Source organism: Rhodanobacter sp. AS-Z3, assembly GCF_029224025.1.
Classification (GTDB): Bacteria; Pseudomonadota; Gammaproteobacteria; order Xanthomonadales; family Rhodanobacteraceae; genus Rhodanobacter.
Window position 1 is genome coordinate 1,738,202 of the sequence record NZ_CP119392.1, and the last position, 25,834, is coordinate 1,764,035.

General features: G+C 62.5%; 24 protein-coding genes. 11 read left to right on the top strand and 13 right to left on the bottom strand.

The window, feature by feature from the left end; all coding sequences use genetic code 11:
* Nucleotides 1–38: 38 nt before the first annotated feature.
* Nucleotides 39–2,075: a M13 family metallopeptidase gene (locus tag PY254_RS07540; RefSeq protein ID WP_281014840.1), complete on the bottom strand. Its 2,037-nt coding sequence runs from the start codon at nucleotides 2,073–2,075 to the stop codon at nucleotides 39–41.
* Between the two features lie 176 nt (nucleotides 2,076–2,251).
* On the opposite strand from PY254_RS07540, the gene PY254_RS07545 reads away from it, so the two are divergent.
* A complete protein-coding gene (locus PY254_RS07545) occupies nucleotides 2,252–2,800 on the top strand; it encodes a GNAT family N-acetyltransferase (RefSeq protein ID WP_281014841.1) in 549 nt (182 codons plus the stop codon).
* A complete protein-coding gene (locus PY254_RS07550) occupies nucleotides 2,797–3,111 on the top strand; it encodes a Rieske (2Fe-2S) protein (RefSeq protein ID WP_281014842.1) in 315 nt (104 codons plus the stop codon). The genes PY254_RS07545 and PY254_RS07550 overlap by 4 nt, the downstream gene beginning before the upstream one ends.
* A gap of 134 nt (nucleotides 3,112–3,245) precedes the next feature.
* Here PY254_RS07550 and PY254_RS07555 read toward each other — a convergent pair whose 3' ends face one another.
* Nucleotides 3,246–3,638 (bottom strand): EamA family transporter, encoded by a 393-nt coding sequence (locus PY254_RS07555; RefSeq protein WP_281014843.1) that lies wholly within the window; start codon nucleotides 3,636–3,638, stop codon nucleotides 3,246–3,248.
* Between the two features lie 434 nt (nucleotides 3,639–4,072).
* Here PY254_RS07555 and PY254_RS07560 point away from each other — a divergent pair, with 434 nt between their 5' ends.
* Nucleotides 4,073–4,864, top strand: a complete 792-nt coding sequence (locus PY254_RS07560) for a PRC-barrel domain-containing protein (protein WP_281014844.1) — start codon at nucleotides 4,073–4,075, stop codon at nucleotides 4,862–4,864.
* Nucleotides 4,865–5,107: 243 nt separating this feature from the next.
* Nucleotides 5,108–5,308 carry an SHOCT domain-containing protein gene (locus PY254_RS07565; protein WP_281014845.1) on the top strand — a complete coding sequence of 67 codons (201 nt, stop codon included), beginning with the start codon at nucleotides 5,108–5,110 and terminating at the stop codon, nucleotides 5,306–5,308.
* Nucleotides 5,309–5,407: 99 nt separating this feature from the next.
* Here the strand turns inward: PY254_RS07565 and PY254_RS07570 are convergent, their stop codons facing one another.
* The 6 genes from PY254_RS07570 to PY254_RS07595 all read right to left on the bottom strand — a co-directional run bounded on the left by PY254_RS07570 (nucleotide 5,408) and on the right by PY254_RS07595 (nucleotide 11,344).
* Entirely contained in the window at nucleotides 5,408–5,815 is a 408-nt protein-coding gene (locus tag PY254_RS07570) for a hypothetical protein (protein WP_281014846.1), read from the bottom strand.
* A 343-nt stretch (nucleotides 5,816–6,158) separates the two neighbouring features.
* The gene (locus PY254_RS07575) at nucleotides 6,159–8,441 is read right to left on the bottom strand and encodes a copper-transporting P-type ATPase (protein WP_281014847.1); all 2,283 of its coding nucleotides are present in this window, start codon (nucleotides 8,439–8,441) and stop codon (nucleotides 6,159–6,161) included.
* A 182-nt stretch (nucleotides 8,442–8,623) separates the two neighbouring features.
* Nucleotides 8,624–8,878 (bottom strand): heavy-metal-associated domain-containing protein, encoded by a 255-nt coding sequence (locus PY254_RS07580; RefSeq protein ID WP_281014848.1) that lies wholly within the window; start codon nucleotides 8,876–8,878, stop codon nucleotides 8,624–8,626.
* A gap of 455 nt (nucleotides 8,879–9,333) precedes the next feature.
* Nucleotides 9,334–9,690: a hypothetical protein gene (locus PY254_RS07585; RefSeq protein ID WP_281014849.1), complete on the bottom strand. Its 357-nt coding sequence runs from the start codon at nucleotides 9,688–9,690 to the stop codon at nucleotides 9,334–9,336.
* Nucleotides 9,691–9,795: 105 nt separating this feature from the next.
* Entirely contained in the window at nucleotides 9,796–10,437 is a 642-nt protein-coding gene (locus tag PY254_RS07590; protein ID WP_281014850.1) for a hypothetical protein, read from the bottom strand.
* 106 nt (nucleotides 10,438–10,543) lie between these two features.
* Complete coding sequence (locus PY254_RS07595) at nucleotides 10,544–11,344, bottom strand: MipA/OmpV family protein (protein WP_281014851.1); 801 nt, start codon at nucleotides 11,342–11,344, stop codon at nucleotides 10,544–10,546.
* A 208-nt stretch (nucleotides 11,345–11,552) separates the two neighbouring features.
* Here PY254_RS07595 and PY254_RS07600 point away from each other — a divergent pair, with 208 nt between their 5' ends.
* From PY254_RS07600 to PY254_RS07620, 5 genes are all read left to right on the top strand, one after another.
* Nucleotides 11,553–12,218, top strand: a complete 666-nt coding sequence (locus PY254_RS07600; protein WP_281014852.1) for a response regulator — start codon at nucleotides 11,553–11,555, stop codon at nucleotides 12,216–12,218.
* The gene (locus PY254_RS07605) at nucleotides 12,215–13,627 is read left to right on the top strand and encodes a sensor histidine kinase (protein WP_281014853.1); all 1,413 of its coding nucleotides are present in this window, start codon (nucleotides 12,215–12,217) and stop codon (nucleotides 13,625–13,627) included. The genes PY254_RS07600 and PY254_RS07605 overlap by 4 nt, the downstream gene beginning before the upstream one ends.
* Nucleotides 13,628–13,751: 124 nt before the next feature.
* On the top strand, nucleotides 13,752–14,060 hold the full coding sequence (locus PY254_RS07610) for a PepSY domain-containing protein (RefSeq protein ID WP_281014854.1): 309 nt from the start codon (nucleotides 13,752–13,754) through the stop codon (nucleotides 14,058–14,060).
* Nucleotides 14,061–14,129: 69 nt separating this feature from the next.
* The gene (locus tag PY254_RS07615; protein ID WP_281014855.1) at nucleotides 14,130–14,606 is read left to right on the top strand and encodes a DUF2127 domain-containing protein; all 477 of its coding nucleotides are present in this window, start codon (nucleotides 14,130–14,132) and stop codon (nucleotides 14,604–14,606) included.
* A gap of 257 nt (nucleotides 14,607–14,863) precedes the next feature.
* Entirely contained in the window at nucleotides 14,864–15,898 is a 1,035-nt protein-coding gene (locus PY254_RS07620) for a glycosyltransferase family 9 protein (protein WP_281014856.1), read from the top strand.
* An 80-nt stretch (nucleotides 15,899–15,978) separates the two neighbouring features.
* On the opposite strand, the gene PY254_RS07625 is transcribed toward PY254_RS07620, so the two are convergent.
* The 5 genes from PY254_RS07625 to PY254_RS07645 all read right to left on the bottom strand — a co-directional run bounded on the left by PY254_RS07625 (nucleotide 15,979) and on the right by PY254_RS07645 (nucleotide 23,348).
* Nucleotides 15,979–17,013, bottom strand: coding sequence for a YncE family protein (locus PY254_RS07625; RefSeq protein WP_281014857.1), 1,035 nt, complete (start codon nucleotides 17,011–17,013; stop codon nucleotides 15,979–15,981).
* Between the two features lie 62 nt (nucleotides 17,014–17,075).
* Nucleotides 17,076–20,123 carry an efflux RND transporter permease subunit gene (locus PY254_RS07630; protein ID WP_281014858.1) on the bottom strand — a complete coding sequence of 1,016 codons (3,048 nt, stop codon included), beginning with the start codon at nucleotides 20,121–20,123 and terminating at the stop codon, nucleotides 17,076–17,078.
* Entirely contained in the window at nucleotides 20,120–21,265 is a 1,146-nt protein-coding gene (locus PY254_RS07635; protein WP_281014859.1) for an efflux RND transporter periplasmic adaptor subunit, read from the bottom strand. The genes PY254_RS07630 and PY254_RS07635 overlap by 4 nt, the downstream gene beginning before the upstream one ends.
* A complete protein-coding gene (locus PY254_RS07640) occupies nucleotides 21,262–22,656 on the bottom strand; it encodes a TolC family protein (RefSeq protein WP_281015182.1) in 1,395 nt (464 codons plus the stop codon). The genes PY254_RS07635 and PY254_RS07640 overlap by 4 nt, the downstream gene beginning before the upstream one ends.
* 68 nt (nucleotides 22,657–22,724) lie before the next feature.
* Nucleotides 22,725–23,348: a phosphatase PAP2 family protein gene (locus PY254_RS07645; protein WP_281014860.1), complete on the bottom strand. Its 624-nt coding sequence runs from the start codon at nucleotides 23,346–23,348 to the stop codon at nucleotides 22,725–22,727.
* A 168-nt stretch (nucleotides 23,349–23,516) separates the two neighbouring features.
* Between PY254_RS07645 and PY254_RS07650 the strand changes: the two genes are divergently transcribed.
* Together PY254_RS07650 and PY254_RS07655 are read left to right on the top strand one after the other, a co-directional pair.
* Nucleotides 23,517–24,215: an MtnX-like HAD-IB family phosphatase gene (locus PY254_RS07650; protein WP_281014861.1), complete on the top strand. Its 699-nt coding sequence runs from the start codon at nucleotides 23,517–23,519 to the stop codon at nucleotides 24,213–24,215.
* 54 nt (nucleotides 24,216–24,269) lie between these two features.
* Entirely contained in the window at nucleotides 24,270–25,673 is a 1,404-nt protein-coding gene (locus tag PY254_RS07655; protein ID WP_281014862.1) for an aspartate aminotransferase family protein, read from the top strand.
* Nucleotides 25,674–25,834: the final 161 nt, after the last annotated feature.

The following is a 25,834-nucleotide window of genomic DNA, read 5'->3' on the forward strand; positions in this document are numbered from 1 at the left end:
CTTGCAGCCGCGGCTTTGTTTGACTCAGTGCTGCGGAGTTACCAGATTTTCACCTGCTTCGCGCCATCACGCACCATCGCATCGCCGCTCTTGCACTGGAACGCCTTGGCGAACTCCGGCATGTTCGATGGAGCACCGATGGCGCGGAATTGTGCCGGTGCGTGCGGGTCGGTGTTGAGCAAGGTCAACTGGGCTTCCGGACGGATATTGCCGCGCCACACCCGCGCCCAGTTGAGGAAGAAACGCTGGTCCTGGGTATAGCCGTCGATCTTGCTGGCCGCTTCGGTCGGGTTCTTCGACAAGGCCATTTGCAACGCGGTATAGGCCGCGTTGAGCCCACCCAGATCGCCGATGTTCTCGCCCATGGTGAGCTGGCCGTTGACGTGTTTGCCGGGCAGCGCTTCGTAGCCGTCGAACTGGGCAGCCAGTTTGTCGGTACGTGCTTCGAACGCGCTGCGATCGGCGGCAGTCCACCAGTTGACGTTGTTGCCGCTGGCGTCGAATTTGCTGCCCTGGTCGTCGTAGCCGTGGCCCATTTCGTGCCCGATCACCGCGCCGATACCGCCGTAGTTGATCGCGTCATCCGCCTTGGGGTCGAAGAACGGCGGCTGCAGGATCGCCGCCGGGAACACGATCTCGTTCTTCTGCGCGCTGTAGTACGCGTTCACCGTCTGCGGCGTCATGCCCCATTCGTCGCGATCCACCGGCTTGCCGATCTTCGCAACGCGGTAGGCGTAATTGAATTGCTGCGCGGCCTGCACGTTGGCGTAGTAGTTGGTCGGCTGCAAAGTCAGGCCGGACCAGTCGCGCCACTTGTCGGGGTAGCCGATCTTCGGCACGAAGGTGGCCCACTTCTGCAGCGCCTTCTGTTTGGTGGCGTCGCTCATCCACTCCAGTTGTTCGATGCGCGTCTTGTAGGCGGCGCTGAGGTTCTTCACCAGTTGCTCGGCACGCTGCTTGGAACTGGCCGGGAAGTTGTCGACCACGTACAACTGGCCGAGCGCCATGCCCATGCTGCCGTTGGTGGTTTCCAGCACGCGCTTCCAGCGCGGCTGCATTTCCTTCTGGCCGTTGAGCGTCTGCTGCTCGAATGCGAAGTCTTCCTGCTGGAACGGTGCCGACAGATACGGCGCGGCATTCGAGATTGCGTGATAACGGAAATACGCCTGCCACGTGCTGGCCGGAACATCGCCCAGCATCTTCTGCATTTCGGCGAAAAACTTCGGCTGCGCCATCGAGAAGCTGTTGCCCGCGTCCGCACCTTGCGCCTTGAAGAAGGCCGCCCATTCAAAACCCGGGGTCACCTTGTCGGCTTCGGCAATGCTGACCAGGTGGTAGCGGTTCTCTGGCTTGCGCATTTCCACGCGTGGCAGCGAGGCGGCGGCCAGTCGCGTTTCGAACGCGAGCACGGCGCTGGCCTGCTTCTGCGCTTCGGCCGGCTTGATGCCGGTGAGTTCGAACATCTTCGCGATGTGGCCGACGTAAGCGGTACGAATCTTCGCGAAGTCCGGCTTGCTGTAATAGTCGGTGGTGGGCAGGCCCAGGCCACCCTGGCCGGCGTAGGCAATTTCCTTGTTGGAATCCTTGAAGTCCGCATTGCCACCGAAGCTGAAGAGCACCGGCTCGCCGTGGGCATAACTGTCGCGGATATAGGCGGCCACGCCGGCGCCGTTCTTCACGGCGGCAATGCGTGCCAGCTTCGGTTTGATCGGATCAAAGCCGGCCTTGTCGATCGCCGCTTCATTCATGCCGCTGGCGTACAGATAGCCGATCTTCTGTTCGATGGAACCGGGCTTCGCTTGGGCGGCATGGCTGGCGGCGTTCTCGACCAGCTTGCGCTGCACATTGAGGCTGTCTTCGCGCAGCGCATCGAACGAACCCCAGCGCGTGCGATCGGCCGGGATCGGATGCGCGGCAACCCACTTCGCATTGACGAAGCCGTTGAAGTCGTTGCAGGCGTTGATCGAGCTGTCGAGTTCGCTGACATCAAACGTACTGGACGTAGCGGCAAGGGCGCCGGTGCTCAAGGTCAGGGCGACGGCAAGGGCCAGCGGTTTCAGAAGGCGATGGGGCATGAACGAAATCCTCAGCTTGGAGTGCATTCCCGGCGCGCCAATGGCTCGCAAGGAGTTGCGGAACAGCCAGTGGGACAAAACCAGCGCGTGCCGCCCAGTGTCGAAAGTCACGTGTACGCCCCGCGGGCTGCGCCAGATCATGGTGGACCCTTCCGGCCAGCCACTATCATTCGCGCATGACTACTCCTTCTATTCCGGTCTTCCGCGTGGCAACGCCCGCCGATGTCGACGCCATCGTTGCCTTGGTGCAGTCGGCGTACCGCGGCGAATCCGGCCTGCGTGGCTGGACCACCGAGTCGCATCTGCTGGATGGTCAGCGTACCGATGCCGCCGACGTCAGCGACTTGATCGGACGCTCCGGCAGCCGCCTGTTGCTGGCCGAGTCCGACGGTCGCCTGCGCGCCAGTTGCCACGTCGAACGACGCGACAGCCACGGTTATTTCGGCATGTTCGCGGTTGATCCCACACAGCAGGGCAGCGGTCTGGGCAAACAGGTCCTGGCCGAGGCCGAGCGCATCGCTCGCGAGGAATGGCAATGCAGCGGCATGCGCATGACCGTGATCGTGCAGCGCGAAGAACTGATCGCCTGGTACGGCCGACGCGGTTATCGCCGCACCGGCGAATACCTGCCATTCCCCTACGGTGACGAGCGCTTCGGCGTACCCCGTCGCGATGACCTGCGCTTTGAAGTGCTGCAAAAAGAGTTCGACGAGGTGGCCGCATGAACGGTTGGGTGAAAGTCGGTACCCGCAGCGATTTCCTGCCCGGCGAATACAAGATCGTCTGGGATGGCGACACCTCGATCGCGGTGTACAACCTCGACGGCGCGTTGTACGCCGTGGAAGACGTCTGCACGCATGACGGTGGCGAGCTGGCCGGTGGCGAAGTGTTCGGCTTCGAAGTGGAATGCCCGCGTCACGGTGCACGCTTCGATCTGCGCACAGGCGCGGTGACCAAGCCGCCGGCATATGAGCCGATCGCGAGTTTTCCGGTGCGCGAGGAAGATGGGGTGATCTGGACTCGCGACGATCGGTGAGGGGGTTGCGGGAGGTCGGCTATCGGCCCCAGAAGCAGTCAGTCGGTGCCTCGCTCAAGCTGTCGGATAGCCGTCGCTCAGCGCACTGACACGCACCACGTACCACCGTAAGCGTGTGCCCACGTTACGCAAATTCAAACGACCGTAAGTGAACCTGACTCCGTGTTTTCGATCCACGCCAACAGCGCGGTCAACACCGCCTCCAGGTTAAGCAACAACGATGCGGACGCTGCCGAGGTCTGCGTCAGACCGAACAGGAGTGCCACGGAGCCGAGTACGCCTCCGAACCCGATGGCGAGCAGGAGCCAGAGCCACTCTTTCGAGGTCATCGACGGTGCCTGCCAACCGCGATCGCGCGCAGTTCGGATCAACCCCAAGCCGACGCCGCTGCCGAGATACAGCAAACCGGCCAGAAGAATCGGCGATGTGTCGTGGAGCAGCCATTTGGCGATAGGCGTGCTGGCGCCAAACAGCAACGCCGCGGCAATCGCGGCAGCAATAGCCGGAGAGAATGAGATGCGGGGCATGCGCGAAGTCTAGCGGGCTTTGCAGAAGACGCGATCGCGTTTACTCCGTTGCACAGGACCACACCGAACCGAACCGCCGCCCGCAGTGCGTTTGTGCAATAGTGAGCCACAATGGCCGATTTGGAAGCGCGTGTCAGCTTCCTGCGCTCGTCGTTGTTCAGTCTCCCCAAAGCTGCTGTTCGTAACCGTCAGGAAACCGGCGGCAGCGCCTGTCGGCCAAGTCCGGATCTCCGCCCTTTCAGGTAGAAAGCCGCAAAGCGGACCCTCCCGACCGGCTGCAACGGGTCGTTAACCTGCGCTCAACGCGTTGCTGAACGTGTCATCGGTGTGTCCCATGAGTACTTTCCGAGACTGCCCGTCGCGCATCGACACGGATAGTGTGGGTAGGCAAGCAGCGCATCGCGCTTGTCCTTCGTCACACCTGGAGCATGGCCATGTTACGCAGCAGCAAGGATCTCGAGCATTACGCCATCCATGCCACCGACGGTCTGATCGGACACGTCCGGGACTTCTACTTCGATGACAAGGCGTGGGTCGTGCGATTTCTCGTGGTGGATACCGGAAGCTGGCTGCACGGGCGCGAAGTGTTGATTTCACCGATATCGCTCGGTCACTGCGATTACGTGAAACAGCTCTTGCCCGTGTCGCTGACCAAGGCGCAGGTGAAGGGGAGCCCGGACATTGATACGCACCAGCCGATATCGCGTCAGCACGAAATGGGCTACCTGAGCTATTACGGCTATCCGTATTACTGGGGTGGCCATGGTTTGTGGGGTGCAGGCTCATTCCCGAGCCTGATGCTCACCTCGGTCGATGATCCCGATGGGCGCGGTGTGCTGCCGCATGCCTCGCCGATGCACGAGGCAGGGTCGGCGCCCGGCGATGATCCGCATCTGCGCAGCATCAACGCGATGAACAACTACTGCATCGAGGCCACTGACGGCGAGATCGGGCATGTCCGCGGCTTTCTGGTGGAGGAGGGAACGTGGGCCATTCGGTACCTTGTGGTGGAGACAAGTCATTGGTGGTTGGGCCATCAGGTCCTCATCGTGCCGGAGTGGATTCGTGCGGTGAGCTGGCTCGATCGATCGGTCAACGTGGTCGTCACTCGACACCAAATAAGTACGGCTCCCGCCTATGATGCCGCGCTGTTGCTTGAACGCAAGGACGAAGAGGCTCTCTTCAAGCACTACGGAAGCCCCGGATATCGGGGTCTGCCGTTCTGACGTTCTGGATGATTTCAGCCGCCGTGTCCCCCCGCAATTGGCGACTATGGATGTGATGACACAGTCGACGGTGCAACGTGGTGCGTTCATCATGGTTTTGACGCTGGCCGTTGGCGTCCGCGCGGTCAGTTTCGCCCGAACTCGGTTCGGCTACGGCAAAAGGAGCGTGCGCCGAAATTTGATTCAACAGACTGGAGGTGTGCGATGTGGGGTCACATGGGTGCTTATGGTGGAGGGTGGGGCATGGGTTTCGGCATGATCGGCATGGTGCTGTTGTGCGTGCTTTTTATTGTCGCGATCGTCGTGCTGGTGAGGTGGACTTCCGGATCGGGGCCGCATGCACCACCTCATTCCAAGTCGGCTCTGGACGTCCATAAAGAGCGCTATGCGCGCGGCGAGATCGACAAGCAGGAGTTCGAGGAAAAGAGACACGATCTGGACTGATGCCGCGCGCTTATCCGGCATGGCTGTGATGTTGTACATGGCGAAACCACAGGTCTGCGCCGTAGCCGATGCGCCGGGGTTACCAGTGCGCGTCAGTGTCTATGGCTTGAGACGGCGCACGGTGACCAGGATGGCAACGGGAACCACGATCCATTGCAGTAACGGTGAGGCGCCGATACCGGCAATGAGCGGCATCGATGCCGCGTAAGCCCAGCTATGCACGAGATAGACGTTGCGCCATTCGCTCAAGGCCGTGTAGCCGACGGTCGAAGCCAGCATCACCGCTATTCCCACCCATGGCTTCGTGTACGGCCTTGGGCGAGAGCGCGTAACGCCGATCACAATCAGGTACGCGATCGCCGTGATGATGCAGTCGCCGAGTGTGCAGTGGACTACCGCATACGCGACGCTGGTGTGCATCGCGGACAGATCGTAAAGGCCCAGTTGTGCGAGTTCCCAGACGAGATTGAAGACAAGTGCGAGCGTCAACCAGAGCAGTTCGTACAAGGTGACAGGCCCGACTCGACGCGATGTTGCGGCCCATCGTAGTCGGCGCCGAAGTTTCGCCTGGATGGGAGCCGGCCCAGCGTTGCCCCTGCTCGGAGACGGGCCGGCGTTGGATGCTGTTGTGTCCGAGTGCTTCATTGTTCTTGGGTGGTCAGTCTGGCGTACAGCGGCGAGGCTCGACCACATTGTGCAAAGCAGCGTTGCCACTCTTTCAAGACAGGGTATGCCGGCGTGGAAATCGATCCTGCGTCACTGTTTCGATGGCATGGGTGCGCGCATACGCGGGACGCTATCCATCAAGGAGCCGGACAATAGCGAAAAATGTTGCATCCCCACCTTTCTCCTAAAGCTTCAGCGTGCGCAAACGCAATGCGTTCACGATGACCGATACGGAGCTGAGCGACATCGCAAGCGCGGCAACGATCGGACTGAGACGAAGGCCGAAGGCCGGGTAAAGCACACCGCCGGCGATCGGTATACCGATCGCGTTGTACGCAAAGGCGAAGACCAGATTCTGGCGGATGTTCCGCATCGTTGCGCGGCTCAGCGCCATGGCACGCGCGATTCCCGCAAGGTCGCCTTTCACCAGGGTGATGCCGGCGCTCTGGATGGCGACTTCGGTTCCTGTTCCCATGGCGATGCCGACAGCAGCCTCAGCCAGCGCCGGGGCATCGTTTACCCCGTCGCCCGCCATGGCGACGATGCGTCCCTCGGTGGCGAGCTTCTTGACGATCCGGCTCTTGTCCTCCGGCAAGACATCCGCTTCCACTTCCTTGATGCCGAGCTTGTGGGCGACCGCCTCGGCCGTGGTCTTGTTGTCGCCGGTCAGCATCACGATCCGCAGGCCGTCTTTTCGCAGGCTATTGAGTGCCGCTTGCGTGGTCGACTTGATCGGGTCGGCAATGGCGAGGACGCCGCCCGGCTTGCCGTCTACGGCGAGGAACAGCGCCGTCGCGCCGTCGCCGCGAAGCGCATCGGCCTTGGGCACAAGATCGCCCAGCGCGATGCCGAGATCCGCCATCAGCTTCGCATTGCCCAGCGCCACCGACCGGCCGTCGATTTTGCCAGTGACACCTTTGCCCGTGACGGAGGCGAAGTCCGTCGCCTCTTTAATGGCAGCTTTCCGCTCGCTTGCGGCGGCGACGATCGCCGCTGCAAGCGGGTGTTCGCTGGATCGCTCGAGACTGGCCGCCAGCGACAGAATCTCCGGCTCCGACAATCCCGCTGCCGGAACCACCGCCGTCACCTTGGGCTTGCCTTCGGTGAGCGTGCCGGTCTTGTCGACGACGAGGGTGTCCACCTTCTCCATGCGCTCCAGCGACTCGGCTGACTTGATCAGAACGCCGGCGCCGGCGCCTTTGCCGACGCCGACGCCGATCGACATCGGAGTGGCCAAACCCAGTGCGCAGGGGCACGCGATGATGAGGACAGAGACCGCAGCAATCAGGGCGTAGGAGAACGCGGGCGTGGGACCCCAGATACTCCACGCGATAAACGTCAAGACGGCAGTGCCGAGTACGGCCGGGACGAAATAACCCGATACGGTGTCCGCCAGTCGCTGAATGGGCGCGCGGCTCCGCTGCGCCTCACTGACCATCGTCACGATGTGCGCGAGCATGGTGTCCGCGCCCACTTTGTCAGCGCGCATGACGAAAGAGCCAGTCCCGTTCACCGTCCCTCCGATCAGCTTGTCGCCGGGCTGCTTCGCGGTGGACATCGACTCGCCAGTGACCATGGACTCGTTCACCGCGCCCTTGCCCTCAAGTACTTCGCCATCCACCGGTACGCCGTCGCCAGGACGCACACGCAGGCGATCGCCGACGTGTACCAGTTCGAGCGCTACGTCTTCATCCGTTCCGGCAGCGGTCACGCGATGTGCCGTCTGCGGCGCCAGTTTGAGCAAGGCGCGAATCGCCCCGCCGGTCTGCTCACGGGCGCGCAACTCCAGCACCTGGCCGAGCAATACGAGCACCGTGATCACCGCGGCTGCTTCGAAGTAGACCGGAACCACGCCGCCCATCCCGCGAAAGCCAGCGGGGAATATTCCGGGCGCAAAGGTCGCAACGACGCTGTAGAGGTAAGCGGCCCCCGTACCGAGGGCGATCAGGCTGAACATGTTCAGGCTGCGATGCACGACCGATGCCCACGCGCGCGTGAAAAACGGCCAGCCCGCCCACAGCACGACGGGGGTCGACAGCGCGAATTGAATCCAGACGGAGATACGCTCCGGCACCAGGTCATGCAGACCAAACGCCGGGATATGGCCGCCCATTTCCAGCACAAAGACCGGCAAGGCCAGCACCAGCCCGACCCAGAAGCGCCGGCTCATGTCGGCGAGTTCGGCGTTTTCGCCGACCTCGGCCGTTCCCTCCACCAGCTCCAGCGTCATCCCGCAGATCGGGCAGTTGCCCGGCTTCGGCTCGCGAATTTGTGGGTGCATCGGACAGGTATAAATGGCGCCCGGCTTGGTCGAGCCGGGCGGAGATATGTCCGGGAGGCTGTCTTCATGGACGGCGTGTGTTCCATGATCCGCTACGGGCGTCACCACGATGCTGGCTGCAAGCGCAGTACCGAATTCACGAAGTTCCGCGAGCATCACTTCCTGCGGATCAATAGGCTCTGACATGGGTCGACCTCCGTGGACGTGAATTCGTTGGCCAGCAGTGGATTCGCAACGATGTGCACCGCAGCGCGACAAGCTGGGCGGCGACACGCGCTCACTTCGCTGTAGCGGTTCTAACGCAAGCCAAGCGCTGCCAAAAACGGAATCCCGCTGAGGACTCAAACAGCGCGGCGCCGCTTGCGAGATCAGCCGCAGCATCCGCCCTTGGTTCGAGTTACGGTCGCTTCTTCGCCCGCAGCCGCGACACCATAGCCAGCATCCTTTACGGCCGATTGCAGGCGCTGCCGAGAGGTCAGCTTTTCGTCGAAGTCGACGGAAGCCGTGCCGGGCAGCGATATATCAACACGCCCAACGCCGCGCAAGGCTTTCAGTGCCCGGGTCACTTTGCTGACGCAGCCGCCGCAAGTCATTCCCGTCACGCTCATTGTTTCGGTTTGCATGGTCGTTCCTCGTGTGGCGGGTGATCGGACAGAAAAGCGCTCAGAAATGCCGAGTGTCGACATCCACGTCATGTTGGTCGGAAGTCCCGACATCGCGACGCTGGCAACCGGTGGTCTTGCACAGTGCACGCGGGTGGGAAATTTCTCGTGCGGCACCGCACATATGCCAGCCTAGCGCTGATGTGTGTGTCGGTGGCAGCCTCGGCTTATACCTAGAGCTGGCCAGTCGGCACCTCATCCGCGGTCGCTGCGCGTCGGCGTCGAGTTCTACCTGTAGACGTCTGCCAGCTTGGTGTGCTTGAACATCAGCGCGTTGTTCGCCATGCCAGGCCTCCCATCACCACCCCGAGGCAACCTGAGCGGGCGAACGAGCGCAGTGACGCACTCATACGCTCATCCGCACGCAGTTTCCGTGGTTTCCGGCAGCCTCAACTCTGGATGCTGATTTGGATGGATCAGGGTTTGCTGAAGCCCATGTGCAGGGTGATTTTGTCACCCGCTTTCAGGCTGGCCATCGACTTCGGCGGGAAATGGACTTTCAAGGCCATGCCTCCGGCCGCGATATCGACGACGCCTGTCGTCGTGTCGGCAGCGGTCACAGTGGCTGGCATCATGTGCATGCTGCCCATCATGTCCTTGTGCATGTCCTTGTGCATGCTATTCATGTCCGAATGCATGGCACCCATCTTGTCCATGTTTTGCGGGCTTCCGGCCGGCATGGTGTCCTGAGCCCAAGCGGAACCGCCGAAGGCGAACGCCAGCGCCAACGAACCTAACAGCGGAACCAACGATTTGCGGGACATGGTCGTCATGATCTATCTCCAGAATTAGGTTGCAATACGCAACGGCGCAACACTGCGCTCGGATAGGTGACGAGGAGTTGAAGGCGACGGTGTGCCCCAAGTGTCGAAGAGGTTCTATGCGGTTGGCGTACTGGCCGTTCGAATTTGTGGCCTTGCGCTCGGACATTCCGCCGGCTGATGGTTCAACCCCTCGGCCTCGATCTTGAAGCTGACCGCGGCGGGCTTGCCGTCTTTCCATGTCACCCGAAGCACGTACAGCGAGTCGAAGTCCTCGTTGGCCCAGTGTGGAACTTGTACGTGACCACCGCTGGCGTCGATGAGTTGCTGCGCGGCCTGCTGCGCGAGGTTGTGTTCCCACGCGACGTAGATCGTGGCGGTGCTGTTGGCCGGCTTCAGCAGTTCCTGTTCCAGCGGCTTGAGGTTGGTCAGGCCGAACGCGGTGTTGACTGGCAGGCCGAGGCGGATGGCGGTGGGTTCGATGGTGGCCAGTGGGCGCACGTAGTTGTATGGGACGCCTTTGTCCTTCGCCTTTGTTCCCGGATCGGGCGCATAGATCGCGCTGGGCGCACCGAATTTCGCCAGCAGCACTGGCGGCAGTGCCAGCGCGCGATTGAAGCCCTGACAACTGAGTTGACCCAGCCCGAGCGTCGGCTTTTCGCCATGCCGGAGGAACACGATGGTCTGCTCGGCGTGGGCAGGTGGCATGCCTGCGGTGAGCGCGACGGCGGCGAACAGCGCTGCAAGCATCCTGGTCATGTCGACTCCTCGTGCCCGGTCTGGATACGCCGCGAGTGTATGCCCGGGCAAAGTCAGCTGCGTACTTTGTGTCGCCAACAATGCACAGGGCGAGGAGGGCCTCGCTTCAACGGTGGTAGATAAACGCGAGCGACTCGTTCCATTGCGTGCGCGCACCGAACTGCGTTACCAGCGGGCTGTTGCCGGCCCCGCCGAGCAGTCGCCCATAGATCACCGCGAGCGCGATGCCGGTGTGTTTGCTGGTGGGCATGAACAGGTCGTACTCCAGCGAGGCGAGCTGGCTGCCGGCGCCGGGTTGCCACGACTGAACCTGCAAGGCGCTGGCTTGCGACCGGCTGATACCGAAGAAGCGGTGCATGGCCGCGCTGTTCATCGCCTGCCAGCTGAGCTGCAGCGACTGTTGCAACAACCCTGCCGGCGGCAGGTCCCACGCGGCATAGAGCTTGAGGTAGGCGCCGGCGCCATTGGTGTCATGGCTCAGGTCCGCGCCGGCATCAAGCTGCTTGTCGAGCTGCCATTCCAGGTAGCCGCCAAGGTTGAGTCGTGGCGATAGCGGTGCGATCTTGTGGCGCAGCACGCCGAGATCGCCGCTCTCGCGGCCCCATTGGTAGTCGCCATAGATGCCACCGTGCAGCATCGGTCCACCGATCAGGTCCAGATGCAAGCCGTCCTGGGTCGACAAGCTCAGGTGGTCGGGAATCTGGATGTCGATGTAAGGGATCGGTTGAGTTCGCGAGGTCTTGGCTCCGGCCCAGGCTGGCAGGCGCGTGATACCGATGCCACCGGCGAAGGTGGGCTCCTCTTCGGTGCCGGCCATGCACGCCGAAGTCCACAACAGGCAGGCCAGCACGCCGGCAGACGCCAGCTTGCGGAGGAATGGCGCGCGGAATTTGTTCGTTCGGGACATGGAAGGCAAGCTTAGTGGCTGGTGTGTCGAGGTGGGAGCCCGAGTGCCGCACGGCGTTGAGCTTTCGTTTTGCGGCCACTTGTTGGCAAGTATGTGGCATGGTCAGGTGCCACCTAAGCGTTTTGCAAGACAGTTGCGCGATAGTGGCAACGCGGCTCTGGCATGGTTGGTTGACCTGCCGCCGTGGCCGTAAATGTAGGGAGGCTCGATGCACATCATTCTGGTGGAAGACGATCCGCAGTTGGGCGCCGCGATCGAGCGTGCGCTGGAGCGTCTTGCCTATACCGTCAGCTGGCTGCGCAGTGGTCGCGAGGCCTTGATGGCGTTACGCGACGAGACGGCTGACCTGGTGTTGCTGGACCTGGGCTTGCCCGGCATGGATGGGCTGGACGTGCTGGTGGAAGCGCGTCGCGCCCATGTGACCACGCCGGTGATCGTGATGACAGCGCGCGACGGCGTGCAGGCGCGGGTGCATGGTCTGGATGCCGGCGCCGACGACTATCTGATCAAACCGTTCCATCTCGACGAGTTGTGTGCGCGCATCCGTTCGATCAGCCGGCGTAGCCAGGGCTTGGCCGTCAACCGCATTGAAGTAGGCGTGTTGATGCTTGATCTGGGTATCTCGCAGGTGACGTTCCGCGGTGAGGTGGTTGAGCTGACCCGGCGCGAATTCGCCTTGCTGCAGATACTCATGGAGCGTGCCGGCAAGCTGGTACGCCGGGAAAGCCTGATCAACTCGCTGTATGGTCTGGACAATGTGGTCGGTGACAACGCGCTGGAGGTACTGGTGCATACGTTGCGCAAAAAGCTGAGCTTTGATGCCATCCGCACGGTGCGCGGCTTCGGCTACATGATTCCTCGAGACCCCGGATGAGTCAGCAGAGTCTGCGTGGCCGGCTGCGTTGGCTGATCCTGCTGGTGATGCTCGCGGTCTTGCTGCCGCTGGCGGTGCTCAGCTTCCGGCGCACCATGCAGGAAATCAATGAATTGTCAGACGGCAGGTTGGCGCAGTCTGCGCGTACCTTGCAGGTCATTGTCGAGCAGGAGGGTGCCGAGTCGCTGGGTGGCGATGATGCACAGAGCAAATCCGTGCCGATCGAGGCACTTCAAGTACATATCCTGCATCGACAAAGCCATGCGATCGAATCCGAAGTGGGGTTTCAGGTATTCGACGCGACCGGCCGCCTGATCATGGCAACCAGCAACCTTGCTGCGTTGCCCGCGCCCCAACCGACTGACGCCGATTTTCACGATGTCCGGGCCGGTGGGTATCGCTGGCGACTGTTCACCCTGCAGGACAAATCCGATGGTGTGGTGATCCGCACCGGCGAGCGTTACGACAGCCGCCACGATATTTTGTGGGCCTTGTGGTTCGATCATGCGCTACCGCTGCTGTTCGGCTTGCCGCTGCTGGGACTGCTGGTGGGCTGGGCGGTCAAGCGTGGCCTGCGACCGTTGCAGGAGCTGACCAGTGCGCTGGCCTCACGTTCGCTGGGTAGCCGGGAGCCGATCATGCTGGAACAGGCACCGCAGGAATTACTGCCGGTACTCGATGCCTTGAACGGGCAGTTGCAGCGGCTGGCTGACGCGCTGGAGCGCGAGCATCGTTTCAGCGCCGATGTGGCACACGAGCTGCGCACGCCGCTGGCCTCGATCATGCTCAATATTGAAAGTGCGACGGCTACGTGCGACGCGACTGAAGCCGAAACCAGCCTCGCCGGTGCTCGCCACAATGTCGCGGCGCTGGCGCGGCGGGTGGAGCAATTGCTGGCACTGGCCCGACTGGAATCCGGCACGGCTGACGAGCAGCGGCAGTCGATTGACCTGGTTGGCGTGGCCATTGATGTGATCGAGGAACTGGCACCCGTAATTGCCGAGTCCGGCGCGGAGCTTGGCTTCAGTCATGACAATTTGCCGGTACGGGTGCAGGGGCACGAAGCCGCACTCGCCGCTCTGCTGCGCAACCTGATCGAGAACGCCATGCGTCATGTGCCCGCCGGTGGCCAGGTACAGCTGTCGATTACGCAGGGACCGAACGCTACGACGATTGATGTGGCCGACGATGGCCCGGGCATTCCACTCGAACGGCGCGCCGCAGTATTTGCCCGTTTTCATCGAGAGTCCGCCAGTCGCGGCGAAGGCTATGGTCTGGGCTTGTCGATCGTGCAGCGCGCGGCGGAACTGCATGGGGCAAGCATCGCATTGCTTGACTCGCCATTTGGGCGCGGGTTGCGGGTGCACATTGCCATTCCGCATCCTCAAATTCTGTACACAAGCGCCTGACGGATAAACACCACCTGACCAGAGCCGCGATAGCAACAGGGGGCGCGCAAAAAAGTCCCTGCGCTAAGCGTCAGCAAAGCTCCTCCTGCGATTCTGGACGTCCCCACTGAAGAAGGAAGAAGTCATGCGTAAGGTATTCGTTTCCGCTGTCTCGATGTCCCTGCTGCTTGCGGGTGCTGCCATGGCGGCGCAGGCCCCGTCGACGGCAAAGCTGGAGGCACAGGCGAAGGTCAGCATGACCAGCGCCCGCGCCATTGCGCTGAAGGCCTATCCCGGCAAGATCGTGAAGGAAGAGCTGGAGCAGGAGAAGGGTGGTAGCGGTCTGCGCTATTCGTTTGATATCAAGTCAGCCAAGGCGACCCACGAGGTCGGCGTGGACGCAAAAGACGGCAAGATATTGGAGAACTCGGTCGAAGGTGCGGATAACGACTGAGCACGACGCATCAAGCGGTTCGGTTGATTCATTCGACCGAACCGCTATCGCGTGCGAGCCTGCCTTGCGATGAAATGCGAACTGAAGGTCTTTTATCACCGTGCCTTCGACGTCGGCATCTTGCTGAAAGGCGTGGATGGTCTGCTCGAGTTGATCGCGGGCATGACCTTGTGGCTCACCCCCCAATCTGCCTTGGTGGGGGGCGTGCGTTGGCTTGCCCGGCAGGAGTTGATCGAGGACCCGGGCGATCCCGTGGCAAACTTTCTGCTGCATTTCGTGCAGGGGTTGCCGGTCGGCAGCCGCCACTTTGCCGCGGCGTACCTGCTCGGCCATGGTCTCGTAAAGCTGGGTCTGGTAGCCGGGTTGTGGCGTGGCGCACGGTGGGCCTACCCGACGGCCATCGTGACTCTGACAGCCTTCATCGGCTACCAGAGCTATCGATGGATTCAGCAACCGTCGGCTTTTCTCGCGGCCCTGACCGTGTTTGATGTGTTCATCGTGTTGCTGATCACCGTGGAGTGGCGCTCGCGTCAAGTCCTCGCATGAGATACGGCCCGTAGTAGCTGCCGGCCAGCCAACCAGCTTGACCCTCAACGGTCGATAAGCGTGCTGAAAGCTAAATGATTCATGCTGAAGGCATGACTATCCCAAGTGACGCCCGTTCCGTCATCGCTGCACCCCTAACCGTTGCAGGCTCCCTGCAGGCCCGGGTCTCATGGGATGCGCGGGGGCGAGCGTGGGCTGCCTCGATATTGCGCCGCAGATTGCGCCGTGTCGGCCATCATTTGTGCGAGCCAGGCGGGTTGCCCACAACCGGAATTCATCGGGTGCTGGTGTGCCGGCCTAACCATCGGCTGGGCAACAACGTGCTGATCAGTCCACTGATTGCCGAAATCGAGGCGCTGTATCCCGGAGCGGAAATCGACGTGCTCGGCAGCCATGCAGCCGAGAGCCTGTATGCCAGTCGCTTCAGTATCAACCAGGTGTTTGTGTTGCCGCAGAAAATTGCGCGGCACCTGTGGTATTCGGTCGGCGTCTTGCGCGCGTTGCGGCGTGGTCGCTATGACCTGGCGATTGATGCCTGCAACGGCTCGCAGTCCGGGCGCATCGTGCTGGCGTTGGCGCAGGCGCGCTACAAGCTCGGCTTCCCCGATCCGGTATTGAATCCTGACTCGGCCTGGCATGCTTTGGCCTGTCCCGATCATCTGGCGCACCGCAACGTCTTCCTGCTGCGTCAGGCTTATGCCGGGTCCACGCGCACCGACTATCCCCCGCTCAATGTAGAGCTCACGCCGGAGGAAAGACACGAGGCGGCCACCGTGCTGGACAGGGTTTGCGGTGCAACGCGCCTGCAACGTGGCGCGACGGTGGCGATCTTCCCCAATGCCACGGGTGCGAAGTGTTACAGCGAGGAGTGGTGGCAACAGTTCGTGGATACCTTCCAGTCGCTGTGCCCGCAGGTACGCCTGCTGGAAATGCTGGCCGCGCATGGGCGTTCACAGCTCGGTTCGCGATTGACCCCGTACTACTCGCGCAACCTGCGCCGGATGACGGCGATGATTTCCTGCATGGACGGGTTCATCAGCGCCGATTGCGGCGTCATGCACCTGGCCACGGCAAGCGGCACGCCCACCCTGGGTCTGTTCTCGGTTACCGCACCGGCCAAGTACGCACCTTATGGCGGCGCCAACGCCGCGCTCGACACGCGCGCCATGGATGCGGTGGCCGTGGCTACCGCCGCTGCCGAATGGTGCAACGGGATGTTGTCGACGCGTGCGCTCATGGATGCTGCGGCGGCACCCAATGAATCCGTGCCGGCCCTGCATGTCACACCATGAATCCGCGCCGGTCGTGACCGGCGCGGATTCATGCTACTGCGATGGCCATAATCAACGGCTGCCTGTAGCAGCCGTTTTCTTTACGGGCGACCCACGGTGAGTATGCCGAAGCTGTCCGGCACCAACATTGGCCGGCCGTTCGGCTGACGTGTCGCACCCAGCTTCGCTGCGGACAGATACAGCCGGTGCAGTTTCGGGTCCAGCGTCAGCGTGCGCGCACTGGTCTGGGTGGGAATGGTGGCGCTGACGCTGTAATGGTCCGCGTTGTCCTCGTGTACTGCGGTGATCGTGCCGCTCTGGCCATTGGAGCTGTAGATCATCGACTCGGCCGCATCGAACTCGACGGCGTCGGGGCCCTCGCCGATCGGCACGGTGGCGACGTGGTGGCCGTCGAGCGCGTCGGTAACCGCCATCACCTGGTTGTCGCAAACCGAGAACAGGCGGTGATGCGGCACGTCGAAGGCCAGCCCGCTGGGCGACTCGCACGGTGCCAGCGGCCACACGTGCAGAACCTTGTTGCTATGCGTATCGATCTCGACCAGCTCGGACTTGTCCTCGATGTTGTTGTAGATGTGACCGGCGCCATCGGACACCGCGAATTCCGGTTTGCCGGGCAGGTCGATGGTGGCGATCACCGTGCCCTTGGCCGGATCGATCACGCTGGCCGAATGGCCTTTGCCATTGAAGGTGAACACGTGGTGCGACGCGCTGTCGTAAAGGATCGCATCCGGATTCAAGCCGGTGCCTTCGATCGTCGCTACCGTCTTCAGCGAGTCCAGATCGAACTCGGTCACGGATGCGGCCTTGCCATCACTGATGAAACCGCGATGCAGGTCTGGCGCCAGCGCAATGCCGTGCACGCCCGCGGTGTTCGCAATGGTGCCGATCTGTTTGTTCTGGTCGACATCAATCACCAGGACGCGGTCGCCGCGGCTGACAAACAGGTGGCGATGCGGTGCATCGAAGCTGAGGTAGTCCCAGCCGCCCGGGCCACCCAGCGGCAACGTCGACAACAGCTGCGGCGTGGGTGGTGCGGGCTGCGCGGCATTAGCGGCCAGCGGCAGCATCAGCAGTGCCAGTGAAGCCGGTAGAACGGAACGAAGCAGTTTTTTCATGGCAGGCACCTTGGTGGGTGGGGTTGGGAACCCATCATCACGTGGACGCACAGGGGTGAAACTCAGGTGCTAGCGGCACGGGGGCGACGCAGCACGGAATACAGCACCGGCATCACCAGCAGCACCAGTGGCAACTGCAGCAACATGCCGGAGATGATCGCCACCGCCAGCGGTTGTTGCATCTGTGAACCCTGGCCGAGCGCGAGCGCCAGCGGCAGCAGGGTTAGGATCGCCGCCAGGGTCGACATCAGGATCGGCCGGGTTCGGTGTTCGCCAGCTTCGTGCAGGGCATCGTGCAGCTGCCGTTCCTTTTCAGCGTCCTGCAGTTCGGAAAAATAGAAAATCGCCAGTTCGGTGACGATGCCCACGATCATGGTCATCCCCATCATCGCGGAGATATTGAGCTCGATGCCGGTCAACCACAGTCCGACGAATACCGCCGGAATGGCCAGCAACGGCATCGCCATGATGGTGATCGCCACGCGGAAGCTCTCGTAGAGAAACAGCAGCAGGGTGAATACCAGCGCGAGGGCTGCACCGAAGACGATCATCAGGCCGCGGAATGCCTGCTGCTGCTGCTGATAGGTGCCGCCGAACTGGAACACCACGCCCTTGGGCAACATGTCTTTTTGAGCCAGTACCTTCTTGACGTCTGCAATGGTCGAGCCGAGGCTGCGCCCGCTGATGCGCCCGGTGACCGCGACCATGCGCTTGAGGTTGTCGCGGGTGATTTCGGGTTGCCCCTGTACCTGGGTCAGCGTGGCGAGGCTGGACAGCGGCACGCGGTGGCCGTCGGCGGCACGAATCGGCAGGTCGGCAACCTGATCGATCCGGCTATACGAACTCAAGGGAAGGCGTACCCGCACGCCGACCAGTTTGTTGTTTTCCGGCAGCTGCGCGGCCACCGTGCCATCGACTGCGGCGGCTACCTGGTCGGTGACACTGACCGGGTCCAGTCCGACCAGCGCCGCCTTGACCGGATCCACCTTGATGTTCAGCGCATCGCCGGCGGGATTGATGCCGTCCAGAACGCCGACCACGCCGTTGATCTTGCCGATGGCCGCCGCGACCTTCTTTGCGGTGGCGTCGAGCTGCTCCGGCGTTCCCCCATACAGCTGTATCTCGATCGGCTGGGGTACCGCTACCAGGTCGCCGATGAGATCTTCCATCAGTTGCGACAGGTCGATATCCAGTCCCGGCACCTGCTGCTCGACCTTGGTGCGCACTTGAGTCATCACCGCTTCGGTCGATGGTCGCGAGCCGCTTTTCAGGCGCACGAAGAAGTCGCCGGTGTTCGCTTCGGTCAGTCCGCCGCCCAACTGCAGGCCGGTTCGACGCGAGTAGGTATCCACGTAGGGGTTCGCCTGGATGATCGTTTCCACTTGCCGAAGCACCCGATCGGTCTCCTCCAGTGAGGTGCCCGGTGGCGTCCGGTAGTCGAGAATGAACCCGCCTTCATCCATGTGTGGCATGAAACCGGTGCCCACGCGCGTGTAGGCGAGACCACCCAGCGCCAACACCGGCACGATCACTACCAGCACCCACCACGGGCGTTTCAGCCAGCGTGCGAGCACGCTTTGATAGCCGTTCATCATGCCGCGGGTGAAGCGGCCGCGTGGATGCTCCACCATGTGCTTTTGATCGAGAAAACGTTCGGCCAGCAGCGGTACGGCAACCCAGGTCAGCAGGTAAGAAATGATCAGTGCGCTGGCCATGGTCAGCGACAGGGCCTTGAAGAACGCGCCGGTAACGCCGGAGAGAAACGCTAGCGGCAGGAAGATGATGATCGTGGCCGAACTTGAGCCGGTCAAAGGCCGGGTGAACTCGAACGCAGCGCTGGCAATGCGCTCGTGCACCTTGCCTTCACCCCCGCCGACCCGACGCATGATGTGTTCGAGCATCACGATGATGTCGTCGATGATCAATCCCACGGCGGCCGCCATCCCACCCAGAGTCATCATGTTGAAACTCATGCCCAGTACCGACAGCAGCAGCACGGTGATGGCCAGTACAGCGGGCACCACGATCAGCGCAATCAGAATCACCCGCGTGTTGCGCAGGAACACGAAGAGCACGAGTCCGGCCAGCACGATGCCGATCAGGATCGCGTCGCGGACACTGCCGGCGGCGGCCGTCACCAGTTGGGTCTGGTCGTACCAGTTGGCAATCGTCACGCCCGCTGGCAATTGTGACTGGTAGTCGGCCAGTTGCTGCTTGACCTCCGATGCAATCTGCACCGTGTTGCTGGCCGGCTGCTGATACACCTGCAGCAAGACCGCATTCTGGCCATCGGCATTGACCCGAATCCACTGCGGGACGTGGCTCATGCTGACGGTTGCCACATCGGTGAGGCGTACGATCCCGCCGGGTCCGGCACGCACCACGATATTGCGCAGCGCCGCCAGCGTTCTCGGCTGGTTGTTGGCGAGCATCAGGTACAGCTTGTAATGATCTGAAATCCGCCCCATGGCCTGGATCGTGGCTGCCTTGCTGACCGCTGCAGAAACGTCGGCCATGCTCAGATCCAGAGCGCGTAAGCGTCCCGGATCGACATCGGCATGGAACTCGGCCTGCTCGCCGCCCTGGATATCGACATGGGCAACACCGCTGATGCCACTGAGCATGGGACGCAGCTGGTATTTGGCCAGGTCGTAGAGTGCGGCGGGTGAAAGCGTGTGCGAACGCAGGCTGTAGCCGAGCACGGGAAACGTGGTCGGGTCCATCCGGCGTGTGCTCAGCTGGGTGCCCGTCGGCAACTGCGGCAGGACTTCACTTACCGCGCCGTTGATCTCCTGCAGCGCCGTATCCATGTTGGCGCCCCAGTTGAATTTGACTTCGATCTCGGCGCTGCCACGGCTGGTGGTCGAGCGTACATCCTGCACACCGCGAACCCGGCGCACCGCCACCTCGATCGGCGTGGTCACCTCGATCGCCATCTGATCGGCCGGACGATCGCCCGCATCCAGGCTGATCTGCACGCGCGGAAACGCCACGTTGGGGAACAGCGCCACCGGCAGAAAGAACGCGCTGGCAATGCCGCCGAGCATCAGCATGAACGCCAGAAACAGCAGCGAACGTCGATGCTGTTGCATCCATTGCGTGGCGCTCACTGTGCCTGCCCCGGCTTCCCGGTGGGCGGTGTTCCGGCAGGTACCGCCGGCGTGGTTGAAGCGGTCTTGTCTCCGCTCGGATGATTGCTCTGCTCGCTGACGGCGGCGCCGTCGTCGAGTTCGTAAACACCCAGCACGATCACCCTGGCCTGCGGATCAAGCGGGCCTTCCACACCCACCGTGACACCATCCGGGCTACGCAGCGTCACGTCGACGCGCTTGGCGTGGCCTTGCTCAACCTGAAACAGATAATCGCCGTGCTCGTCCTGCAACACGGCATTGCGTGGCACCGCCCAAGCCTTGAAATCATCGGTGCGGATCTGCGCGTCCAGCGGCGCGCCAGCGATGAGGCTGGCGCTGGCGGCGGCTGGCAATTCGACCTGGGCGGTGAGCAGGTGGGTCTGCGCGTCGATCGACTGGCCGACCATGCGCAGTTTGCCTACAAAGGTTTCTTTCGAGCCGTATACGGGCCGCACCTGAACAGCCATGCCGGGACGCAGCAGCGCACCATCCTGCGGCTGCACGCCGAACAATCCAACCAACGCGTGCGCTGGTGTGAAACTGAGCAGTGGTGCATTGGCGGCAACGCGTTCGCCAAGGCTAACCTGCAGCAGCGTGACTACGCCATCAGCAGGCGCGCTGACCGTTTCAGTCGCGGCGCCGCCGCCCATGGCGCGCTGCGCGTCGAGTGCGGACTGGGCATCGGCAAGCGCCTTGCGCGCTGTCGCCAGCTGCGATTGAGTGGCCAGTCGCTGCGCAGCCAGTTGTTCGGTACGCTTCAACTCGCCTTGTGCTGCCGTCAGTGCGCTCTGTGCCTGCTGAAACGCGCTGTGTGCCGCGGGGTCCGGGGTGATCGTCAACAGCGGCTGACCGCGTGTGACGGTTTGACCCGCTGTTACCTCCAGCGCCGTCACCTGGCCGGCGTGGGCCAGGCTGATCGAACGCGCATGTTGCGGATCGCCCACCGCGCTGCCCCAGGCTTCGACGGTGTCGTGAAAGAGCTGCTGCCGGACGCTGGCGGTGGTCACGGCCACCTGACCCGCGGGTACTGCGGCCTCATCCTCATCCGGCTGGTGACAGCCGAACAGCAGGCAGGACAGCACGAGCACCCAGGCGGCGCGTGGAAGGTCGGATCGGTTCATCGGGTGGTGGCCTGCCGCGGGACGGACGAAGTGTTGATGAGGTCGGTGTTGCCGAGCAGCGCCTCCAGAGCGATTGACTGCCGGGCACGCTCCTGTTTCAGCGCGAGCAGTTGCAGATCGGCTGCCAGTGCGTTGCCACGAATGGCCAGCCAGGTTGGCCAGTCCAGCGTGCCGGCCAGCCACGCGCGCCCGGCGGCGTCGCGCGCCTGGTCGAGTTGGTGCGCATGAGTGTCGAGTTGAATGATCTGGCCATCCAGCGTGGTGAGGTCGCTGCTGATGCGCTGCAGGTCACTGCGTGTTTGCTGCAAGCGCGCTGCATAGTCGTCGTGCAATTGCTGGCGCGTCGCGCGTTCGATCGCGATATTGCCGCGGTTGCGGTCGAACAGTGGCAGGGTGATGCCGATGCTGAAGCCATTGGTGTAAACCGCGCTGGTATCGCGAGCGCTGTTGAAGCCGAGTGTCAACGCCGGGAATTGGGCCAGGATGGCACCACGCAATTTTTCCTGCTGCGACTGGTAGCCGGCCTGCAGCGCCAGCAAGTCGGGGCGACGCTGCGGCAAGTGATGCAGTGCGGTTTGCAACTGCTGCGCTGTTGGTGTGGGTGCGTAAGCCGTACCGCTGAGCTGGAGTGGTGCATCCGCGGCCAGCCCCAGCAACAGGTGCAGTTCACTGTCAGCCTGATGGGTGGCGATGGCGTTGTCGGCGAGCCGCGTGCGCACGTCTGCTACGGCATTCAAGCCCACGCTGGCGCCGTCATAGGTGAGATTGCCTGCTTGCAGGGCAGCGGTGATCGCACGGTCAACCTGAGCCAGTGCCTGCTGCTCGGCGTCCAGCGCGTCGTGCTGTGCGCGCAGGTTCAGCACCTGATCGAACAGCAGGCGTGCCTGCGCTACGGTCTGCCACTCTTCCCACAACAAGTCGAGGTTGACCTGTTCGGCCTGGCTGCGTGCCGCCGCTTTGCGCGACGAGCGCGTCAACAGCGCGCTGATGTCTTCGCTGAGGCCGAGGCTGTAGGCGTTGCTCAGGCCGACCGCCGATTGTCGTGGAATGTCGGTGGACACAGCCAGTTGCGGGTCGGGCAGCAGGCCGGCGGCGAACGCTTGCGCGCGTGCGATGCCCAGTTCGTCGCGCTTGAGTCGCAACGACGGGCTGTTCGCCACGGCGAGCATTGCCACTTCGGTGGCATCCAGTCCGTCGCTGGGATCGAAGCGATGGGTTGCCAGCACCGGCAGCGACATCGCCGCGGTCGGTGCGCCCAGCTGTGCCACGCTGCCGGCGCCGTGACCCTCGTCCAGGGGAAGGTCGTGATAGGTGGCGCAGGCGGATAGAGTGGATGTGATCGCGAGAATCAGACACAGCCATGCGACGGTGCGAGTCGTTGGCGTGAACATCGGTCGAAGCAGGCCAGTGCACAGGTGTTTGGTGAGTGGGCTCACGGAAGCTGGGGTTCTACTCATCATTATTTGAAATGGTGGATGAAGCCGACCTGGAAGCCGCCGGGCAGCCAGCCGAGGATCAACGGAGAGTTTCGATGCGATGCCCACAAGCCGACGCCGGTGCCGATCGCTGCGCCGACCAGTACGTCACTTTGCCAGTGGCCGTGAGTCTTGACCCTCGCCACGGCATCGTAAACCGGTAGCAGTGCCAGCGCGTAAATCGCGGGATGATCCTGGCCGTAATTGACCATGAACGGCGTGACTGCCGCCGAGATCGCGGCGACTTCACCACTGGGGAAACTTTGCGCGTGGGTGCCGGAAAACCAGCGGTTGGGATCACTGGTCTGCGAGGGGCGTTCACGCTGGAACGCCAGCTTAAGTCCCGTCGTGCCGATGCTGGTTACCGCGAGCGCGTCCACGGAACGCCAGAAGGTATCGCCCAGTTTGCTCTGGTCGCCGAAGACCAGCGCACCCCCGAGCACGGTGGTGATGGTGCCGGCCATCAACAGCTTCTGGTCCTTGCGCTTCCAGATGCCGCTGTTGTCATAGTGGATGCGATGGTCGATGCCCAGCGGACCGCCTGACGCGAAGGTGCTTGTCGAGGTCAGCAGGGCCACACAGAACAGCAGCGGGGGCAGGGTGCGCATGTCTTTCTCCGGGCCAGACAACTTCTGCTGACCATTGCACACCAAAGCTACGCAGGACAGCTTTTGGTTTGCTTAGAAAGGGGCGGAAACCTTGTCGACAGGCGCGGAAAGGAGCTGGAAAGGCAGGGTTCCTAAGATGGCATGAACTGATATCCGTGTGAGTGTGCAATGCCCGTGCCCGGCTGGACCATCCTGTGCGATTTCGACGGCACCATTTCCGTCGAGGACGTGATCGATTCACTGCTCGACCGTTTCGGCCGTCCCGGTTGGGAAGTGCTGGAACAAGACTGGCGCGCCGGTCGCATCGGCTCGCGCGAGTGCATGGCCGGACAGGTCGACCTGCTGCAGATGACGCGTGACGAACTGGACGCGCATCTGGCCGAGATATGGATCGACCATGCGTTTCCAGGCTTCGTGGCCAAGGCACGCGAACTTGGCGTGCCGCTGCGGGTCGTCAGTGACGGCCTTGATTATGCAATCCACCGGATTCTGGCGCGTTACGGCCTCAATGACCTGCCCCTGGCGGCGAACCATCTGGCGCCGGCCGAGCCGCCGAAGCAATGGCAGCTGACCTCGCCGTTCCAGGCGGACGGCTGCCGCAGCGGCACGTGCAAGTGCGCTTGCGTGGCACAGGCGCGTGAAGGCGGTGCAAAAACCTTGTTGATCGGCGACGGCGCCTCGGATTTCTGTGCTGCCGACCGCGTCGATTTCGTGTTCGCCAAGCATCGGCTGATCGAACACTGCCGTGCTACCGGCATTCCCTATGTGCCGATCACCGGCTTCGAGGACGCCCTCGAATTGTTGCCGCAACTGCTCGACGGCAGTCTGCTGGAACGTTCCGCCGTGGCTGCCTTGTCGGCAGCGTGAGCTGCACCGGCACACACGTTTTCCCCCTTCTGTTTCCCCGATACCGGACTCCCCATGAACGCTTTCGACAAGAACACTTCGGTGGTGATCGACGATGCCCAGCTGCTCGCCGATGAGGCGAAATACAGCTCGTTTGGCGACACTGTGCATTACGTCGACCCGCCGAAAATCTTCCGCGGCTGCAACGGCAGCTACATGTACGACACCGCCGGCACGCCGTTCCTCGACCTGCAGATGTGGTACTCGGCGGTCAACTTCGGTTATGGCAACAAGCGTCTCAACGACGTGCTTAAGAACCAGATCGACCTGTTGCCACAGGTGGCCAGCCAGTACCTGCACCAGACCCGCATCGAGCTGGCCAAGACGATTGCGCTGGATGCGAAGAAGAAGTTCGGTCTGGACGGTCGCGTACATTTCAACGTGGGCGGTGCGCAGGCGATCGAGGATTCCTTGAAGATCGTGCGCAACGCGCGTAACGGCAAGAGCCTGATGTTCGCGTTCGAAGGCGGCTATCACGGCCGTACGCTGGGCGCTTCATCGATCACCTCCAGCTACCGCTATCGCCGCCGCTTCGGCCACTTCGGCGAGCGCGCGATGTTCCTGCCGTTTCCGTATCCGTTCCGTCGCCCCAAGGGCATGACGCCGGAAGAATACTCGGATAGCTGCGTGAACCAGTTCGCCCGTCTGTTCGAGACCGAATACAACGGCGTGTGGGATCCGAAAACGAACCAGTGCGAATACGCGGCGTTCTACGTCGAGCCGATCCAGGGCACCGGTGGCTACGTGATTCCGCCGCCGGGCTTCTTCAAGGGTTTGAAGAAGGTGCTCGATCAGTACGGCATCCTGATGGTCTCCGACGAAATCCAGATGGGTTTCTGGCGCACCGGCAAGCTGTGGTCGATCGAGAACTTCGGTGTAACGCCAGATATCGTGGTGTTCGGCAAGGCGCTCACCAACGGCCTCAATCCGCTGTCCGGTCTGTGGGCGCGCGAAGAGCTGATCAACCCGACCATCTTCCCGCCGGGCTCGACCCATTCCACCTTCAATTCCAATCCGCTGGGTACCTCGCTGGGTCTGGAAGTGATCAAGATGGGGTACGAGCTGGACTACGAGACCACCGTGCCGAAGAAGGGTGCGCATTTCCTCGAAGGCTTGCGTGACCTGCAGAAGCGGCACAAGGAAATCGGCGACGTCGATGGTCTTGGCCTGGCTCTGCGCGCGGAAATTTGCACGGAGGATGGCTTCACGCCGAACAAGGCGTTGCTCGACCGCATGGTCGATATCGGCCTGGCCGGTGACCTGGAGCACAACGGCAAGAAGATCGGCCTCGTGCTCGATGTGGGCGGCTGGTACAAGAACGTGATCACGTTTGCGCCGTCGCTGGAGATCACCCATGAGGAGATCGATCTGGCGATCAGCTTGCTGGACCAGTTGCTGACCAAGGCCAAGAAGGGTTGATACTGCTTGTGCGCCGATCGTGCGCAAACGGAACCCGGCGCGCGAGCGCCGGGTTCCGTTTTCTTCCTCAATGCGCAGGGCGGGCACTGCCCGCCTGCCGTTATGACGTACGGCGCCTGGAGCGGCGGGCAAGGCCCGCCCTACAATGTGGCGCGACGTGG

What these genes read in the sequence shown, in the direction of transcription:
- PY254_RS07555 (WP_281014843.1), bottom strand. Translation starts at nt 3,638, where the DNA reads ATGCCCCGCATCTCATTCTCTCCGGCTATTGCTGCCGCGATTGCCGCG.
- PY254_RS07610 (WP_281014854.1), top strand. Translation starts at nt 13,752, where the DNA reads ATGCGTAAGGTATTCGTTTCCGCTGTCTCGATGTCCCTGCTGCTTGCG.
- PY254_RS07560 (WP_281014844.1), top strand. Translation starts at nt 4,073, where the DNA reads ATGTTACGCAGCAGCAAGGATCTCGAGCATTACGCCATCCATGCCACC.
- PY254_RS07595 (WP_281014851.1), bottom strand. Translation starts at nt 11,344, where the DNA reads ATGTCCCGAACGAACAAATTCCGCGCGCCATTCCTCCGCAAGCTGGCG.
- PY254_RS07655 (WP_281014862.1), top strand. Translation starts at nt 24,270, where the DNA reads ATGAACGCTTTCGACAAGAACACTTCGGTGGTGATCGACGATGCCCAG.
- PY254_RS07565 (WP_281014845.1), top strand. Translation starts at nt 5,108, where the DNA reads ATGGGTTTCGGCATGATCGGCATGGTGCTGTTGTGCGTGCTTTTTATT.
- PY254_RS07590 (WP_281014850.1), bottom strand. Translation starts at nt 10,437, where the DNA reads ATGACCAGGATGCTTGCAGCGCTGTTCGCCGCCGTCGCGCTCACCGCA.
- PY254_RS07540 (WP_281014840.1), bottom strand. Translation starts at nt 2,075, where the DNA reads ATGCCCCATCGCCTTCTGAAACCGCTGGCCCTTGCCGTCGCCCTGACC.
- PY254_RS07645 (WP_281014860.1), bottom strand. Translation starts at nt 23,348, where the DNA reads ATGCGCACCCTGCCCCCGCTGCTGTTCTGTGTGGCCCTGCTGACCTCG.
- PY254_RS07635 (WP_281014859.1), bottom strand. Translation starts at nt 21,265, where the DNA reads ATGAACCGATCCGACCTTCCACGCGCCGCCTGGGTGCTCGTGCTGTCC.
- PY254_RS07605 (WP_281014853.1), top strand. Translation starts at nt 12,215, where the DNA reads ATGAGTCAGCAGAGTCTGCGTGGCCGGCTGCGTTGGCTGATCCTGCTG.
- PY254_RS07640 (WP_281015182.1), bottom strand. Translation starts at nt 22,656, where the DNA reads ATGTTCACGCCAACGACTCGCACCGTCGCATGGCTGTGTCTGATTCTC.
- PY254_RS07650 (WP_281014861.1), top strand. Translation starts at nt 23,517, where the DNA reads ATGCCCGTGCCCGGCTGGACCATCCTGTGCGATTTCGACGGCACCATT.
- PY254_RS07625 (WP_281014857.1), bottom strand. Translation starts at nt 17,013, where the DNA reads ATGAAAAAACTGCTTCGTTCCGTTCTACCGGCTTCACTGGCACTGCTG.
- PY254_RS07545 (WP_281014841.1), top strand. Translation starts at nt 2,252, where the DNA reads ATGACTACTCCTTCTATTCCGGTCTTCCGCGTGGCAACGCCCGCCGAT.
- PY254_RS07575 (WP_281014847.1), bottom strand. Translation starts at nt 8,441, where the DNA reads ATGTCAGAGCCTATTGATCCGCAGGAAGTGATGCTCGCGGAACTTCGT.
- PY254_RS07580 (WP_281014848.1), bottom strand. Translation starts at nt 8,878, where the DNA reads ATGCAAACCGAAACAATGAGCGTGACGGGAATGACTTGCGGCGGCTGC.
- PY254_RS07585 (WP_281014849.1), bottom strand. Translation starts at nt 9,690, where the DNA reads ATGACGACCATGTCCCGCAAATCGTTGGTTCCGCTGTTAGGTTCGTTG.
- PY254_RS07550 (WP_281014842.1), top strand. Translation starts at nt 2,797, where the DNA reads ATGAACGGTTGGGTGAAAGTCGGTACCCGCAGCGATTTCCTGCCCGGC.
- PY254_RS07600 (WP_281014852.1), top strand. Translation starts at nt 11,553, where the DNA reads ATGCACATCATTCTGGTGGAAGACGATCCGCAGTTGGGCGCCGCGATC.
- PY254_RS07615 (WP_281014855.1), top strand. Translation starts at nt 14,130, where the DNA reads ATGAAATGCGAACTGAAGGTCTTTTATCACCGTGCCTTCGACGTCGGC.